The 16,829-nt window shown below is 62.3% G+C and carries 14 protein-coding genes; 6 read left to right on the forward strand and 8 right to left on the reverse strand.

Annotated elements, in window-relative coordinates; all coding sequences use genetic code 11:
* Positions 1-46 precede the first annotated feature (46 nt).
* Positions 47-1,759: an HAD family hydrolase gene (locus FJ548_RS01135; protein ID WP_140776348.1), complete on the forward strand. Its 1,713-nt coding sequence runs from the start codon at positions 47-49 to the stop codon at positions 1,757-1,759.
* Positions 1,760-1,826: 67 nt separating this feature from the next.
* Here the strand turns inward: FJ548_RS01135 and FJ548_RS01140 are convergent, their stop codons facing one another.
* Genes FJ548_RS01140 through FJ548_RS01150 form a run of 3 tightly spaced genes read right to left on the reverse strand, consistent with a single transcriptional unit; the run spans position 1,827 to position 5,765 of the window.
* Positions 1,827-4,106 (reverse strand): xanthine dehydrogenase family protein molybdopterin-binding subunit, encoded by a 2,280-nt coding sequence (locus tag FJ548_RS01140; protein ID WP_140776350.1) that lies wholly within the window; start codon positions 4,104-4,106, stop codon positions 1,827-1,829.
* A gap of 2 nt (positions 4,107-4,108) precedes the next feature.
* Positions 4,109-5,131 (reverse strand): xanthine dehydrogenase family protein subunit M, encoded by a 1,023-nt coding sequence (locus FJ548_RS01145; RefSeq protein ID WP_140776352.1) that lies wholly within the window; start codon positions 5,129-5,131, stop codon positions 4,109-4,111.
* Position 5,132: 1 nt separating this feature from the next.
* Complete coding sequence (locus FJ548_RS01150; protein WP_246678525.1) at positions 5,133-5,765, reverse strand: (2Fe-2S)-binding protein; 633 nt, start codon at positions 5,763-5,765, stop codon at positions 5,133-5,135.
* Between the two features lie 162 nt (positions 5,766-5,927).
* Here FJ548_RS01150 and FJ548_RS01155 point away from each other — a divergent pair, with 162 nt between their 5' ends.
* The 3 genes from FJ548_RS01155 (at position 5,928) to FJ548_RS01165 (ending at position 8,964) form a co-directional block, all read left to right on the forward strand.
* Entirely contained in the window at positions 5,928-6,095 is a 168-nt protein-coding gene (locus tag FJ548_RS01155) for a peptide ABC transporter permease (RefSeq protein ID WP_140693779.1), read from the forward strand.
* Positions 6,096-6,205: 110 nt separating this feature from the next.
* Complete coding sequence (locus FJ548_RS01160; protein WP_246678526.1) at positions 6,206-7,369, forward strand: HlyD family secretion protein; 1,164 nt, start codon at positions 6,206-6,208, stop codon at positions 7,367-7,369.
* The gene (locus FJ548_RS01165; RefSeq protein ID WP_140610976.1) at positions 7,366-8,964 is read left to right on the forward strand and encodes a DHA2 family efflux MFS transporter permease subunit; all 1,599 of its coding nucleotides are present in this window, start codon (positions 7,366-7,368) and stop codon (positions 8,962-8,964) included. Before FJ548_RS01160 ends, FJ548_RS01165 begins: the two co-directional genes overlap by 4 nt.
* 231 nt (positions 8,965-9,195) lie before the next feature.
* On the opposite strand, the gene FJ548_RS01170 is transcribed toward FJ548_RS01165, so the two are convergent.
* From FJ548_RS01170 to FJ548_RS01190, 5 genes are read right to left on the reverse strand one after another with little or no spacing between them, the layout of a single operon-like run.
* Positions 9,196-10,323, reverse strand: coding sequence for an S-(hydroxymethyl)glutathione dehydrogenase/class III alcohol dehydrogenase (locus tag FJ548_RS01170; protein ID WP_140776354.1), 1,128 nt, complete (start codon positions 10,321-10,323; stop codon positions 9,196-9,198).
* 56 nt (positions 10,324-10,379) lie between these two features.
* Positions 10,380-11,030 carry a glutathione S-transferase gene (locus FJ548_RS01175; RefSeq protein WP_140776356.1) on the reverse strand — a complete coding sequence of 217 codons (651 nt, stop codon included), beginning with the start codon at positions 11,028-11,030 and terminating at the stop codon, positions 10,380-10,382.
* A 9-nt stretch (positions 11,031-11,039) separates the two neighbouring features.
* Positions 11,040-12,806 (reverse strand): Rieske 2Fe-2S domain-containing protein, encoded by a 1,767-nt coding sequence (locus tag FJ548_RS01180; RefSeq protein WP_140776358.1) that lies wholly within the window; start codon positions 12,804-12,806, stop codon positions 11,040-11,042.
* Positions 12,807-12,830: 24 nt separating this feature from the next.
* Entirely contained in the window at positions 12,831-13,724 is an 894-nt protein-coding gene (locus tag FJ548_RS01185; RefSeq protein WP_140776360.1) for an aromatic ring-hydroxylating dioxygenase subunit alpha, read from the reverse strand.
* Between the two features lie 30 nt (positions 13,725-13,754).
* The gene (locus FJ548_RS01190; RefSeq protein WP_140776362.1) at positions 13,755-14,612 is read right to left on the reverse strand and encodes an aromatic ring-hydroxylating dioxygenase subunit alpha; all 858 of its coding nucleotides are present in this window, start codon (positions 14,610-14,612) and stop codon (positions 13,755-13,757) included.
* Positions 14,613-14,863: 251 nt separating this feature from the next.
* Between FJ548_RS01190 and FJ548_RS01195 the strand changes: the two genes are divergently transcribed.
* Positions 14,864-15,700, forward strand: a complete 837-nt coding sequence (locus tag FJ548_RS01195) for a GntR family transcriptional regulator (RefSeq protein WP_140610419.1) — start codon at positions 14,864-14,866, stop codon at positions 15,698-15,700.
* On the forward strand, positions 15,697-16,791 hold the full coding sequence (locus FJ548_RS01200) for a BMP family ABC transporter substrate-binding protein (protein WP_140776364.1): 1,095 nt from the start codon (positions 15,697-15,699) through the stop codon (positions 16,789-16,791). The genes FJ548_RS01195 and FJ548_RS01200 overlap by 4 nt, the downstream gene beginning before the upstream one ends.
* The last annotated feature ends 38 nt before the right edge of the window (positions 16,792-16,829 follow it).

Below are 16,829 nucleotides of genomic sequence, written 5' to 3' on the forward strand. Positions count from 1 at the left end.
CGTCGACCAGCAGCCTGTCGGCGTGCGGCCGTGAAAGGTCGGTGAGATGTATTTCATAGGCTTGGCGACGGATTACGACGGCACTCTTGCATATAACGGGACTGTCTCAAAAAAGACCATCTCCGCGCTCGAGCGGCTGAAAAAGACCGGTCGAAAGCTTATCCTGGTCACCGGCCGCGAATTGCCCGACCTCAAGCAGGTCTTTCCCGAGATGGCGCTGTTCGACAAGGTCGTCGCCGAAAATGGGGCGTTGGTCTATACGCCGGCCAGCGAAGAAGAGCGCACCATTTCACCGGCGCCCTCGCCCGACTTTGTCGCCGCGCTGAAGAAGGGCGGCGTCAAGCCGCTTTCGGTCGGGCGCTCGATCGTAGCCACCTGGGAGCCTCACCAGGCAACGGTGCTCGAGGTCATCAAGAAACTGGGACTGGAACTCGAGATCATCTTCAACAAGGGCGCGGTGATGATCCTGCCGAGCGGCATCAACAAGGCGACCGGGCTTGCCGCCGTGCTGGAGGACCTTCGCCTGTCGCCGCTCAATGTGGTGGCGGTTGGCGATGCCGAAAACGACCACGCCTTCCTGAAAGCCTGCGGCTGCAGCGTCGCCGTCGACAACGCGCTGCCGGCGGTGAAAGACACCGCCGATCTCGTGACGCGCGGCGCACGCGGCAAGGGCGTCGAGGAACTTATCAGCAAACTGATCAAGCAGGATCGCGCTATCGTGAAAGAGGGCCGCGACGGCATCCTGCTCGGAACGGCAGGCGGCAAGGACATCCATCTGTCGCCGACCGATACGGTGCTGATCGCGGGCAGTTCCGGCATCGGCAAATCGACGCTGGCCACGGCGCTCACCGAACGGTTCGTCGAGGCCGGTTTTCAGTTCTGCATTTTCGATCCGGAAGGCGACTATGACGGCCTTCAAGGTGCGGTCGGGCTGGGCGACGGTTCGAGCGTGCCGACAAAGCAGCAAGTGCTCGATCTGATCGAAAAGCCTGACACCAATGTGATTGTCAACGGACTGGCTCTGCGTGTCGACGAACGCCCCGACTTCTTCGCCGACCTGCTGCCGGGCCTGGGCAATTTCCGTTATCGAACGGCAAGGCCGCATTGGCTGGTCATCGACGAAGCGCACCATCTTCTGCCCAGCCGGCGCGACGATACCCGTGCCGTGCTGTCCCTGGAATTGCCGGGCACGATCCTCATCACCGTGCATCCGGAGGCGGTCTCGGCGGATGTTCTGAGCCTGGTGACGGCGGTGATCGGCGTTGGCCCAACAGCCAAGAGCGTCATCCAGACATTCTGTCGTGAAACGAGAACCGAACCGCCAAGGCAAATGCCTTCGCCAAAGGGCGACCGCGTGCTGTTCTGGCGCCCGCAAATGGGCAAGAAACCAATGACCGTGAAGGTGATCGAACCGCGCCAGTCGCTCAGGCGACACAGCCGCAAATATGCCGAAGGCCAACTCGACGAGGCCGGCAGCTTCTATTTCAAAGGTCCCGACAATGCGATGAACCTGAGGGCGCACAATCTGATGATTTTCGCCCAGATGGCGGAGGGCATCGACGACAAGACCTGGGACTATCATTTACGCGCCGGCGACTATTCCGAATGGTTTCGCCATCAGATCAGGGACAAGGACCTGGCGCGCGAAACGGCCGCCGCTGAAAAGGATAAGACGCTATCGCCGCAAGAGAGCCGCAAGGTCGTGCTCGACGCGGTGCGCCGGCGTTACACCGCTCCAGCCACAGCGCCGGAAGAGTAGGTTCAACCGCTCATCCGCGTGCTGCCACGGATACGAGCCGGCAAGGCATGCCAATCCGGCATCGTGGTCAAGTGATAAGGTCCTCGATCCTGATCGGCAGGTCGCGAATGCGTTTTCCCGTTGCATGATAGACGGCGCTTGCCACGGCGGCCGCGGTTCCAACATTGCCGAGCTCACCCAGTCCCTTGACACCGGCCGGATTGACCTCGTGATCGATTTCCGGAACCAGGATCACCTCCACCTCCTTGATGTCGGCGTTGACGGGGACCAGATAGTCTTGCAGGTCGCGGTTGACGTAGCGCGCGTGGCGCTGGTCGATCTCCGTCGCTTCGTGCAGGGCCTGACCGATGCCCCAGATCATGCCGCCCATCAATTGGCTCCGGGCGGTTCGCGTGTTCATGATGCGCCCAGCGGCAAAGGCGCCGACCATTCGAGGTACCCGAACTTCCCGCGTATAGCTGTTGATCCGAAGCTCGACGAACTCCGCGCCGAAAGCATATTTCACCGAATCCTTGTCCTGGTCGCCGCCGTGGAACTCCGACTCCCCGGCATAGAGTTTTTTAAGTGCCTCCGGCGAGGAACCCCGTGGCGCGAATTCCGCATATTCCTCGATCGCGCCGATCTGCATGGTCTTGAAGACGTCCGACAGAGCTGCCGACTTGCCGTCGTCGGCAACGATCTTTTCTCCTGCCATGTCGAGCTTCGCATTGCCGGAACCGGCCAGCGGACCACCCTCGCCCACGGCGGCCGCAAAAAGTTTTTGACGCACCGCATCGCACGCCTTGAGAACCGCGGAGCAGACACTGGCGGTGGAGATCGAGCCTCCCGACACCGGTGCTGGCGGCAGGGCACTGTCACCCATTTCGACGCTGACCTTGTCCAAGTCGACGCCGAGACGTTCGGCGGCCATCTGGCCGGCCACGGTGCGCACGCCGGTGCCGATTTCGTGCGAGCCGCACTGCACCCGGACCTGGCCATCCGCGGTCAGGCGAATGCGGGCTGCACATGGAGCGACAGCAGTCGGGTAAATGGCGGTCGCGCATCCCATGCCGACCAGCCAGTCCCCGTCGCGCATCGAACCAACCGTTCCCTCGCGCCTCGACCAGCCGAACGCCCCGGCGGCCTGGTCGTAGCATTTGAGCAGCGACCGGCTGGAAAAGGGTTTTCCGCCGATCGGCTCTTTCTGCGGCTCATTGATGCGTCGGAATTCGATCGGATCCATGCCAAGCGCCACCGCCATTTCGTCCATGGCATTTTCCAGCGCATAGACATAGGGCGTCTCGGGCGGCGATCGCATGTAACCCGGCGTGTTCCGGTCGGCATGGACCAGCGAGACATGCGTCAGCACCGAGCCATAGTTGTACATGCGGGCAGTGGCAGAGGCGCCGCCGACAACGTAGGGATCGGGCCGGGACGTGACCTCCCAGCCCTCATGCGCGAATGCGGTGATCTGACCGTCCTTGCCTGCTCCGATGCGAATGCGGTGACGGGTTTCTGCCCGATAGGTCTGCGTGCCGAAAGCCTGCATGCGGCTGACCACGCAGCGCACCGGCCGCCCCACACGACGAGCCGCGACCGCCACGATCGCCGTACGAGCCGTCATCGGTCCCTTGGAACCGAATGCACCGCCAACATAGGGGCTGATAATACGCACATTGGCCGGATCGATCTTCAGCTGCCTCGCCAGCTCGATCTTCCAGCCGGTGACGTTCTGGCTGGGTTCATGCACGGTGAGCTGGTCACCCTGCCACCATGCCGTAGTTGAAAAGAGCTCGATAGGATTGTGATGTTGGGTGGGTGTCGAATATTTCTGGTCGATCTTCACTTCGGCCGAGGCATAGGCGGAATCGAAGTCGCCGACCTTGGCGTCCTCCTTGTACATCGGGCTTTTGCCGGCGGCCGGTTCGATCATGGTTCCTTGGGAATCGAAGCTTGCGCTCGGGCTTTCCCGCACGTAGTCGGCCTCAATCAGCATCGCGGCCTCTTCGGCTGCCTCGAAGCTCTCGGCGACCGTCAGGGCAATGATCTGGCCGTCATGGAAAACGGTCTTGTCGTGCAACGGACCGATCGAACTAGCGCCGGTATTGCCGAATTTCGGCTTTTCGAACCGATCCATGTCGCCGATGCTGACGATGTCGAGCACGCCGGGGACGGCTCGAGCCCTGTCAAGGTGAAGAGCCTGGATCGCGCCTTTGGCAATCGTGCTGGTTGCAAGCGCGGCATAGGCGACATTCCCGGCGGCAAGGTCGGCGGAATAGCCGGCCTGGCCGGTCACCTTCAGACGGGCGTCGATACGGGGAGCCGGCTGGCCCATATTCTCCTTCGGCGCGGGAGCGGCTTGGTTCATGGTCAGACCTTCATATCGCGTGTTTCGAGCAGCGCCCGCACCAAAGTGCGTTTGCCAAGTGGTATCTTGAACGCGTTGTATCGCCTCGGCTTCGCTTCCACGAAAGCGGCGTCGGCGGCCGTCTCGGCCACCTCCTGATCGAGCGTTTTGCCCTGCAGCGCCTCTTCCGCGGCTTTTGCCCGCCAAGGCACCGTCGCCACGCCGCCCAAGGCTATTCGCGCATGCCTGATCATGTTGCCATCCAGATCGAGGGCGACGGCCGCCGAAGCCAAGGCGAATGCATAGGACTCGCGGTCGCGTATCTTCAGATAGTGCGAGCGGCGTGACCATGCCGCGAAAGGCACCTCGATGGCGACGATGACGTCGTCCGGCGCAAGATTGGTTTCAATGTCGGGCGTATCGCCGGGAAGACGATGAAGCTTGGCGAACTCCATTCTGCGCGCGCCGCGTTTTCCCTCGATCTCGACGGTGGCATCGAGCGCAATCAACGCCTGGGCGAAATCGCCGTGATAGGTGGCGATACAGTCATCGCTTGTGCCGAGCACGGCATGCTGGCGGTTGAACCCTTCCATTGCCGCACAGCCGGAACCTGGATCGCGTTTGTTGCAGGGCCAAGAGGTCTCGCGGAAATACTCGCATCGCGTTCGTTGCAAGACGTTGCCCGCAAGGCTGGCCATATTGCGGATCTGACCGCTGGCGGCGAGTTTCAGGCTTTCGGAGAGCAGAGGGCAGATTCGTCTGACATCGTCGTTGTCGGCTGCCTCACCCATTCGAACCAATGCCCCGAAACGGATGATGCCGTCACCGATCTTGATCTGTCGCAAGGTCGGTTCTCTCAGGGCGTTCAGATCGAGCAGCCGCTTGGGCGTGGCAACGCCGAGTTTCATGTAGTCCGCAAGGTTGGTGGCGCCGGCGATGAACTGAACGTCGGCTTTCGTCGGCTGATCCTGCTGGTCAGCAAAACGCGAAGCGACCGCAACCGCGGCGGAGACGTCGGCAGGTCTTTCGTAGACGAAGGGCCGCATGTCAGGACCTCCTCGTTTCGTCCCGCGCCTGGACAATGGCCGCGACGATGTTCGGATAGGCGGCGCACCGGCAAAGATTGCCGCTCATATATTCGCGGATATCATCTTCCGATCCCGCATGGCCTTCGTTGACGCAGCCGATGGCGGACATGATCTGGCCCGGCGTGCAATAGCCGCATTGGAAAGCATCATTGTCGATGAAGGCCTGTTGCATCGGATGCAGACTGCCGTCGGCGGCGGCAAGCCCCTCGATGGTGGTAATGTCGCGGCCTTCGTTCATGACCGCGAAGCTTAGGCATGAGAGCACCCGCCTGCCGTCGACAAGAACGGTGCAGGCACCGCATTGACCGTGGTCACAACCTTTCTTGGTACCAGCAAGTCCGGCATGGTCGCGCAGCGCGTCCAGCAGACTGGTGCGATTGTCGACGGCAAAGTTATAGGACTGCCTGTTGACGCGCAACGAAACCGCCGCAAGCGCGCGCGCGTTGTCCTGACCGACGGATGGCGGCTCCTCGGCTTTCGCCGACTGGGCAATGATCGGCATTGTCGCCGCTGCAAGAACGGACCCGCTCATGAAGCTGCGCCGGCTGACTTTCGAAACGGTGGAAGTGCCGGTTGATATGACCTTGGGCATGGCTGGCTCCCGGCTGGGCGGCTGGCTTGAGCGGCCCGAACCAGCGAGATGTCACAAGGTTCCCCGCCTCACGTCTCTGTGATTGAATTCCTCTCTGGCAGGCCTACTCCGGCGGGAACCTCCTTCCCTCTGCGGCGGTTCTGTGCCGAGCAGGAGGCGAGTATGAACGACCAAGAAACCCGCCGAGAGAACGAAGGACCGATCTTTTCCGCGCAAGACGCCCGGCAAGGCGAAATCATCCTGAGGACGCGCACACGTCGGATCATCTTCATCGCCGGGCTGGTCGGCATCGTGGTGCTGGCAATCGTTCTGCGCTTTGCGATCGGTTAGGCGCTGAGCGCAGGACGCCCTTTGAACAGGAACCTTTTGCCGGGACGCATCGTTGATTTGCGTCCGCCTCTGGCGTCGACGAAGGCATCGGTAGCCCGAAGGCTGTTCCCTTGGACACAAAAATCGAAAGAGCTGAACGAAAAGCTGAGCGCGTTGATGAGACGCGGGCCGCGCCAGACCAGGTGCGCGAGAAAGGACCTCGCGATGGCGGTACGGCAAAGCCGGATGCTCCGCCGCAGGACACCAGTCTGCGCGGCTTTCCCAGGCGCCATCCCTATGCGACGGCCGCCATTTTCCTCGTGCTGCTGCTGATCGTAGCGGCAGGCATTGTCTGGTGGCTCAATGCCCGCCAGTACGAATCCACGGATGATGCTTTCATAGATGCCCGCACAGTCACCGTCAGCGCCGAAATCGCCGGGCGCATCACCGATGTGGCCGTCACCGACAATCAGCCGGTGCGCAAAGGTGATGTCCTGTTGCGCATCGACGACAGCGATTACCGCGCATCGCTCGACCAAGCCGACGCCGGCGTGGCCGCCGCGCAAGCCGACATCGCCAATGTCGCGGCCCAGATCGAGGCGCAAAACGCCAAGATCGACGCGACGCAGAAGCAGGTTGCCCAGGCGCAGGCGGCGGTCGACTTCGCCAAAGCGGAGGACCAGCGCAATCGCGAATTGCTGGCCAAGGGAACAGCGACGCAACAGCAGGCACAGCAGGCGGCATCGACGCTGCGGCAGGACCAGGCAACGCTCGACAGCACGGTGGCCGACGTGGCCGCGGCGAAGAGCCAGGTTTCCGTGCTGCAGGCGCAGACCAAAACCAGCGAAGCCAAGCTCCGGCAGGCAGAAGCCACCCAGAACCAGGCCCGTACGGCGTTGGCACGCACCACCATAGCCGCGCCTGTCGCCGGACGGGCAACAAACATTTCGGCCGCCATCGGCACCTATACCCAGCCGGGCCAGGTGCTGATGATGTTCGTTCCCAACGAGGTCTGGGTGAAGGCGAACTTCAAGGAGACCCAACTCGATCTGATGCGGGCCGGACAGCCGGTCGACATCGACATCGACGCCTATCCCGACAAGACGTTCCATGGCCATGTCGACAGCATCCAGGCCGGCAGCGGCACCGCCTTCAGCCTGTTGCCAGCGGAAAACGCCACCGGCAACTTCGTCAAGGTCGTGCAGCGTGTGCCGGTCAAGATCGTCTTCGACAATGCGCCTGACGTGCTCCTGGGCCCCGGCCTTTCGGTGGTGCCGACGGTCAAGGTGCGATGACCGGCGAAGCGACGCGCAGGCAAGACGAGAGCCGCTCCGCCGCCGGCGGCCGCAATCCCTGGCTCATCGCCATCGTGGTCTCCATCGCCACCTTCATGCTGGTGCTCGACACCTCCATCGCCAATGTGGCGCTGCGCAACATCGCCGGCAGCCTGGCGGCCGGCGTGGATGAAAGCACCTGGATCATCACGACCTACCTTGTCGCCAATTCCGTCATCATTCCGGTCAGCGGCTGGCTGGCCAGCGTTGTCGGCCGCAAGCGCTACTACATGTTTTGCGTCGCGACCTTCACGCTCGCATCGCTGCTGTGCGGACTGGCCCCGAATCTCCAAATGCTGATCCTGTTCAGGATCCTGCAAGGCCTCGGCGGCGGGGGCATGGCGCCAAGCGAACAATCCATCCTGGCCGACACCTTTCCACCGGAAAAGCGCTCGCAGGCATTCGCCCTCTACGGTATCGCCGTCATCGTCGCGCCGACGGTCGGACCGACCCTTGGCGGCTGGCTGACCGACCATTTCTCCTGGCACTGGATTTTCTTCATCAACGTGCCGTTCGGCATCCTTTCGGTGGCGCTGGTCCAGTGGTTGCTGGTTGAGCCTAAGGTACTCGAGGACGAACGCCAGGAGAGGCTGCGCGGCGGCCTGAAGATCGACTGGGTCGGATTCCTGCTGGTCGCCCTGGCGCTTGGCTGCCTGGAAATCTTTCTTGACGAGGGGCAGCGCAACGACTGGTTCGCATCGACCTTCATCACCATTTTCGCCGGGATCTCGGCGATCTCCTTCCTGCTGCTCATCCCATGGGAACTGAGCCGCGACGACCCGATCGTAGACATACGGCTGCTCTTCAGCCGCCAGTTTGGCACATCGTTCCTGGTGATGATGGCGGTCGGCGCCGTCCTGTTCTCCACCACGCAGTTGATGCCGCAGCTGCAGCAGACCGCCTTCGACTACACGGCGACGCTGTCGGGCTTGTCGATGATGCCGGGCGGCATCGCCATGCTGGTGCTGATGCCGGTTTCGGGGTTTGCCGCTGGTATCGTCCAGCCCAAATACCTGATCATGTTCGGCATGTCGGTGGTGGCGGTCGCGCTATGGCATATGACGTCGCTGACGCCGGACGCCAGCTTCCGTTTCTTCGCCTTCGCCCGCGTCTTCCTGATGATCGGATTGCCCTTCCTCTTCATTCCGATCTCGACCGCGTCCTATGTCGGCCTGCGGCCGCAGCAGACCAACCAGGCCTCGGCCCTGATCAACGTCGCCCGCAACATCGGCGGCAGCGTCGGCGTGTCGTTGTCCAACACCGTAATCGCTCAAAACGCGCAATTGCATCAATCCGATCTGATCGCCCACACGGCACAATCGTCCGCGACGTATCAACAGGTTCTTCGCCAGGTGACCGACCATTTCGTCGCCCAGGGCTCGCCCTTGGTCGAAGCCAAGCAGCAAGCCATCGGCTGGATCGGCCAGCTCATCGCCCGCCAGGCGTCACTGCTCGCCTATGTCGACGTCTTCCGTTATTGCGCTGTGGCGACGGCCTTGCTTGTTCCCCTGGCGCTTTTGCTCCGATCTCCCAAGCCGAAGCCTCAAGGGCACTAGCCTGGAGGGCGCAAACAGCGCCGGCGGCGTAATCGGGGTGCACCTCGATGACGCCGCCGGTTGACGCCGGGCTTTGGGAACACGCTGACCTGGCCGGGAGGCTGGAGGTCCGCGAAAAGCCTTGGCGTTTCCGTGACTATGTCCGCAGGCGCCGGACTTCCTGGCCGTCCATCGGGCCCGGAGGCAATCGTAGGATTCGAGCCGGTCCTGGCTGGCGGCGTGTGGCTGTCTTCAGTAAACGACGACGCTTCGGATCGATTTGCCCTCATGCATGAGGTCGAACCCCTTGTTGATGTCCTCGAGCTTCAGCGTGTGGGTGATCATCGGGTCGATCTGGATCTTGCCGTCCATGTACCAGTCGACGATTTTGGGCACGTCGGTGCGGCCGCGCGCGCCGCCGAAGGCGGTGCCCATCCAGCTGCGGCCGGTGACCAGTTGGAACGGCCGCGTTGAGATTTCCTGGCCGGCGCCGGCGACGCCGATGACGACCGACTTTCCCCAGCCGCGGTGCGAGGCTTCCAGCGCCTGGCGCATCACTTTGGTGTTGCCGGTGCAGTCGAACGTGTAGTCGGCGCCGCCGATCTGGTCGGCACCGCGCTTGGTCATGTTGACGAGGTGGGGCACGATGTCGCCGTCGATCTCCTTCGGATTGACGAAATGCGTCATGCCGAAGCGCTCGCCCCATTCCTTCTTGTCGTTGTTCAGGTCGACGCCGATGATCATGTCGGCGCCGGCAAGTTTCAGGCCCTGGATGACGTTGAGGCCAATGCCGCCGAGGCCGAAGACGACGGCGGTGGCGCCTTGCTCGACCTTGGCCGTGTTGATGACGGCACCGATACCGGTGGTCACCCCGCAGCCGATATAGCAGATCTTGTCGAAGGGGGCGTCGGGGTTGACCTTGGCCACCGCGATCTCGGGCAGCACCGTGAAATTGGAAAAGGTCGAGCAGCCCATATAGTGGAAGATCTTGTCCTTGCCGATGGAAAAGCGCGACGAGCCGTCCGGCATCAGGCCTTGTCCCTGGGTGGCGCGGATGGCGGTGCAGAGGTTGGTTTTCCTGGACAGGCAGGACGGGCACTGCCGGCATTCAGGCGTATAGAGCGGGATGACGTGGTCGCCCTTCCTGACCGAGGTGACGCCCTTGCCGACATCGACCACGACACCGGCGCCCTCATGGCCGAGAATGGCCGGGAAGATGCCTTCGGGATCGGCGCCCGACAGGGTGAACTCGTCGGTGTGGCAGATGCCCGTCGCCTTGATCTCGACCAGCACCTCGCCGGGCTGAGGACCGTCGAGGTCGACCTCCATGATCTCCAGCGGCTTTCCGGCAGCGACAGCGACAGCGGCGCGCGTTCTCATTCTTCCATCTCCCAAACTACATTTGCCAGGCCGTGCCCGGACTCTTCTGAAAACGATTATGCTGCGGCCCTGGCCGGTCCTGCCGGGAACACGCCCGACATAACGGTAAATCCCTTGATGCGCTTGACGCGATCGCACCAGCGGCGGATCGCCGGATAATCCTGGCGCGGGATGCCCCCCTCCTCCGACAGGATGATGTAGGGGAAGCAGGCGATATCGGCGATGGTCGGATGACCGGCCGGGCAGATCCAGTTGCGGCCTTGCTGCTCGCCGAACCATAGATGCTCGTCGAGGATGCGGAATAGCCGATGCGCTCCGGCGCGCGCGGCATCGATGTCGAAATCGTAGAACAGCGCATCATGCAGGCGGGCGGCAGAGGCCGTTGCGGTGATACTGTCGGCAAAAGCCAGCCACTGGCTGACTTCGCCAAGCAAGTCCGGATTGTCTCGCGGGTACCAGGTGCCGGACGGATCGTATTTCGATGCGAGATAGATCAGGATTGCCTGGGCGTCGCGTAGGATCAGTCCACCATCCTCGATGACTGGCAGTTGCCCGAGCGGATTGAGCTTCAGGAACCATTCCGACTTGTGCTCGCGGCCCGGATAGAAGTCCACCGGCACGGTTCTGTACTCAATGCCGAGGAAACTCATCAGCAGGCGCAATTTGTAGCAATTGCCAGAAAGTTCGTAGTCGTAAAGCGTGATCATCGGCACCCCCTAGATGTCCAGCACGAGGCGCGCGGACTTCGCTCGCGACACACAGGTCATGATCTTGGTCCCTGCCTTCCTCTCGGCGTCGTTGAGATAGACGTCCTGATGGTCGGGCTCACCTTCGATCACCGTCGCCACGCAGGTGCCGCAGGCGCCCTGCTCGCAAGATGACGGCACCTCGATGCCGTTCTCGCGCATGACCTGCATGATCGTCTTGCCGGCCGGTACTTGCAGCGTGACGCAGGACCGCGCCAAAGCGATCTCGAAGCTCGAGCTGTCGTCGATCTTGTTGGTGTTCTTGAAGTACTCGAAATGCACTGCCGTATCCGGCCAGCCTTGCTCGGCCGCGATCTTGCGCGCGGCTTCCAGCATCGGTCCGGGGCCGCAGATGTAGAGATGCATGCCGTTCCGGTAACCGCCGAGAATCTGTCGAAGTTCGGCGCCGGTCGCATCCGGCGACAGCCCGAGATGCGGCTTGAGCGCATCGCCGAGTTGCTTCAGCCGGTCGGCAAAAGCGAGATGCTCTTCGCCTTGCGCGAAATAATGCAGCTCATGCGTCAGGTCCTGGTTCTTTAGCGCCTGCGCCATGGCGAGCAGCGGCGTGATGCCGATGCCGCCGGCGACGAAAATCGTCCTGATGGAGTCGCGGCGCAGCGGGAAGTTGTTGCGCGGCTCCGAAATCGCCAGCACATCGCCCTCGCGCACAGTCTCGTGCATGCATTTCGAACCGCCCTTCGAATCCCGTTCCAGCTTGACGCCGATGACGAAACTGTCGGTCTCGCCGGGCCCATTGGTAATCGAATATTGGCGGACCTCGCCATTTGGCATGTGCACGTCGAGATGCGCGCCGGGCTGGAAAGTGGGCAGAAGACCCTTGATCGGGCGAAGCTCGAAGCCCGCGATCCCATCCGCCGCCGGCCATTTCCTCGCCACCGTGACGCGCAGCGCCGCCTTGCGGCCATGCGTGGTCAGTTCCGGCATTTCGGCAAGCTCGGCCGACACCCTTTCATAGACCGGTTCGAGCGGCGCGGGCGTCAACGCGTTCGCCGCCTCGCGCTCCGCCTCGTCGCGCAGTTTCGACAGCCGTTCATTATGGTGGCGCAGGATGGCGATGCGCGCAGCCCCCTCCGCATCCTGATCGAGCACGCCGCGGATGACCGAGCGGTTGGAATCGACCGGCTGAACAAAGAAGACGCCAAGTGTCTCGGCGCCGCCATCGCGCGAACGCAACGCCACGGCAAAATCCTGCGCGGCCTCGACCAGGGTTTCGCCACCATCGCCATCGATCGCCCCATTCGGCTGAAAGCGGTAGGCCTTCAGCCGTTCGACGACCCGGTCGGCCGGCGCGTTGACCGGAATTCCACGCAATGCAAGAAGCTCGCCCTCGGGGAGGCTGGCGATGACAGGCACTTCGCCGCGCGGCTCTTCGGACGACCAGACCAGGCCATAGCGCTCGACTGCTGGAAAGGTGCGGTTGGTGATGGTGCGGGCCGGCGCGTCGGCCGGATGTGCGGGGATATAGGTGCAACCGGCTGTACGGTTCGAATAGCGCCAGCCATGGTACTGGCATTTCAGCTCGCGGCCGTCATTGATGCCGATCGACAACCTGACGCCGCGATGCAGGCAGCGGTTCTCCCAGATGTTGACGTAGCCGTCATCGGCACGCCAGACCGCGAATTCCCGGCCGAGCAATTGGCCGTGGAAAACATGGCGGTAGGGCAGGTCATGGGCGGCAGCGATCGGATGCCACTGGCTCTTGGCTACTTCCAGCATTCGTCGTCTCCAAAGAATTTCTTGTCAGGCCGCGGCCGGAATGACCCCGTAGGTCACGCCCTTCTGGCTGAGCCAGCGCCGGTATGCGATGGCGGACTTGTCGGCACGGATCGGGGTTTCGGCACGCGGATCGAGCGGCAGGCGTTTCGGCACCTGGTTCTCGAGGATCGGCTTGTCCTGGCCGAAGATCGTCTGCTGGAAGCGCTTGATCACCTTGTCTTCATTGTCCTCGTCGAGCACGCAAAGCAGCATGTGCGCACGTACATGCTCCTGATCGACCGGCTGCAGGAAGATGGCGATCACGTCGCGCCGGGCCTCGTCGACCGGGCTCGATTTGTAGAGCACCGAGCAATAGGGGTGCGGCACGCGATAGACATAATCCACGTCGGCGCCACCATCGGAAGCAGTCGAAGCCATCGGCTGGAAGAAGCGGCAACGGGTAGCCAGGATCTCGTCACGATCCACCGAAATCTCGACGTCGTATTCCTTCACTTCGGTATGCGGTTCGACGCCGAGAATGTCGGTGTGCACATAGGGAAAATGGCCCATGTCGAGGAAATTTTCGATGGCGCGGGGCGCCGAGACATTGACGCCAAAGGTTGCCGCGTTGAGCTTGCGGCGATCCGGCTCGCCATATTCGGGGATCGGGAACAGATCGGCTGGCGGCGACCCAAGCGAGGTCCAGACGTAGCCATAGGCGCTCCTTGCCGGAAGCCTGTCGACGCTCGGAACCTGATCGGCCCAACGCAGATCATCCGGCCGCGAGCGCCAGACGACGGGCTCTCCATTCGCCTCGACCGCGAAACTGAGGCGCTCCTCAAGCAAAACTGTTTCTTGGATAACCCCAGGAGCGGCCTCGGCGATCGCACCGACAGGATGCCAGAGATTGAGAATCACAGGATCCGAACATTTTGTCATCGTCTTTCCTTTGAATGGCGTTGGACGTCATCAGGCTTGTGCCGGTATGGCGCCGTAGGTGACGGCCCGATCGCGCAGCCAGCGCCGGTATGAAACCGAGACGGCGTCTGCTCGGATCGGCGTTTCGGCGCGCGGATCAAGCGGCAGGCGCTTGGGTACCTGGTTTTCCAGGATCGGCTTGTCCTGGGCGAAGATGAGCTGCATGAAGCTACGCACCGTTGCCGCCGCCATGCCTTCCTTGAGATAGCAAAGATAGGGATGGGCGATGCAGTTCTCCTCGTCGACCGGCTGCACGAACAAAGTGATCACATCGAGCCGGTCCTTCTGGATCGGGTTGCTCTTATAAAGCGCCACTGTATAGGGCCGGATCACCTTGTAGATGTAGTCGACGACAAATCCTTCCCTGGCAGTCGGCGAGGCGATGGGCTGATAGAATTTGCATTCGGTCGCCAGCACCTCGTCCTGGGCGGTGATTTCCACCTTGTAGGGAGCCACCTCCGTATGCGGCTCTTCGCCAAGCCAGCCGGTGTGGACGAAGGGGAAATGGCCCATGTCGAGAAAATTCTCGACGGCCCGAAGGCCGGACACCTTGACCGCGATCGACCCGCCACTGACGAGATGGCGGTCGGCCTCGTCGGCCTCGGGAATGTAGATGATGTCGCGCCAGGGCTTGTCGAGACATGCCCAGATGAAGCCGTAGCGTTCAGCGCTCCCCAGCGCGGCGCCGGTATCGGTGCGCACGACATCAGTCCTGTCGCGATGCCTGCGCACCTCGAGGTCGACCCCCAGCAGACGTGTCGGAAATGGCGTATCCTGGCTAAGCGATTCCTGGTCGGCGACGATATGCCAGTCGTTCAGAAGCTCGCGATCGACGCAGCGGGTTGCCATCGGCTTCCCTCCCAACTCGGCTAGCCCTTCACCATGAACCTAGCCCGGCGTTTCGACATGACGAAATCACAAGATTGGATATCAATCAATAATTTTTTGTCGGCCAAATTCGTTTTTTGTGTTGACAGATTTCGGTGATTGACTTCCGATGCATGAAACTCTGAAACCGGGATATGTCGCATCCCAACGAGGCACGTCGTCACCACGGAAAGCCTGCTGATCATGTCCTCGAAATGGCGGAGAGCCGCGCCTTGACCAGCCGTTCCCAGACGATCGCGGACACACTGACACGCGCCATCATCGATCACCGTCTGGTTCCGGGATGCAAGCTCGGCGAGCGCGAGCTCGCGGAAATATTCGACGTCAGCCGCATCGTGGTACGCCAGGCCTTGATACGGCTTGCCGACGACGGACTGGCCCAGATCGAGCGCAATCGCGGCGCCTTCGTCGCCAAGCCGAGCATGCAGGAGGCGATGGAAATCTACGACGCCCTGACGCTTGTCGAGCAGGGCGTGGCCGCCCAGCTCAGCGACCGCCTTGGCCCGGCCGGATGGGCGGAATTGCGCCAGCATGTCGAACGTCAGCGCCAGGCGGTTGCCGCCGGCAACGATGCGTTGGCGGATGTGCTCGGGCAGGAATTCCACATCGTTTTCGTACGTCTCAGCCGCAACAAGGTGATGCAGGAAATCCATGCACAGCTCGTGCGCCGCACGACGCTGCTGCGCTCGCTCATCACCGCGGATTTCGACTATTGCAATCTGCTCGACGACCATTCGCGGGTCGTCGACCTCCTGGAAAAGGGCCGCCTGAAACAGGCCATGGACCTGATCGACACGCATCACCGCACCGTGGTGCGCGGCTACATCATGGACCGTGAGGTGTTTGCGGAGATGACGCCGGCCGAGGCGCTGGCGCCTTACCTTGACGGCAAGGCCGATGGGGCGACCCTGGTTCCCTCAAGGAAGCCAGCAAGGACATCCGGAAATGGCGACAGCGCGGGGCACGTGCACGTCCATCTCCCCAAAACAGACCGGGCATCGACAAGCCGGGCATCAACCAAAAAAACCAACAGAGGGTTACCAACATGAACGACCTGACAAGACGCGGATTCCTCAAATACAGCGGCGCGATCGGCGCCGCGATCGGCGCTGGAGGACTGAGCACCATCGCGCGGGCCCAGGAGGTGCTCAAGATCGGCGTCGTCTATGTCTCGCCGGTTGCGGAGATCGGCTGGACCAAGCAGCACAGTCTTGGCGTCGACGCGATCAAGTCGCAATTCGGCGACAAGGTCGCCCTGACCGTCATCGACAACATCTTCATGCCACAGGACGCGGAGCGCATCTTCCGCGAGCTCGCCAGCGCCGGCAACCAACTGATCTTCGGCACCAGCTTCTCGCACGGCACGCCGATGCAGAAGGTGGCGCCGCGCTTCCCCAAGATCGCCTTCGAACATTGCTCGGGCATCGTCCATCTCGCCAATCTCGGAACCTTCGAGGCCAAGTACTACGAAGGCACCTTCGTCGCCGGAGCGGCGGGCGGCTATATGTCGAAATCGGGCAAGATCGGCTTCATCGGCGGCTTTCCGATCCCCGACATTGTCGGCCCCGCCAATGCACTCCTGCTCGGCGCGCAAAGCGCCAACCCGAACGCCACCTGCAACGCCATTTTCCTCAATTCCTGGTTCGATCCGGGCAAGGAGAAGGAGGCGGCCAAGACGCTGCTTTCGCAAGGCTGCGACGTTATCTGTTCGATGACCGATACCGCGACAGGCGTCCAGGTTGCCGGCGAAGGCGGCGCCTGGTCGATCGGCTATGCCAGCGACATGGCCAAGTTCGGCTCGGGCAAGCAGCTGACCTCCTTCGTGCTGGACTGGACCAGCGACTATGTTGGTGCCGCCAAGGCTGTCGCCGCCGGCAGCTGGAAGCCGGAAGTGCGTTGGGACGGACTGGCCGCCGGCGTCGTGAAGATGGCGCCCTACAATGACGGCATGCCAGCCGACACCAAGGCCAAGCTCAAGCAGCTCGAAGCCGACATCGGCAGCGGCAAGGTGCATCCTTATGCCGGCGAGTTGAAGGACCAGGACGGCAAGGTCAAGGTCGCGGCGGGATCGGTTTTGACCGACGACGGCATTCGCGGCATGAACTGGTTCGTCAAGGGGATGATCGGCAAGCTAAGCTGATCGCCATCGCAGAGCCGGGAGACGCCGAAGCCTGACCT

The sequence above is a fragment of the Mesorhizobium sp. B2-4-17 genome (assembly GCF_006441275.1).
Lineage (GTDB): Bacteria > Pseudomonadota > Alphaproteobacteria > Rhizobiales > Rhizobiaceae > Mesorhizobium.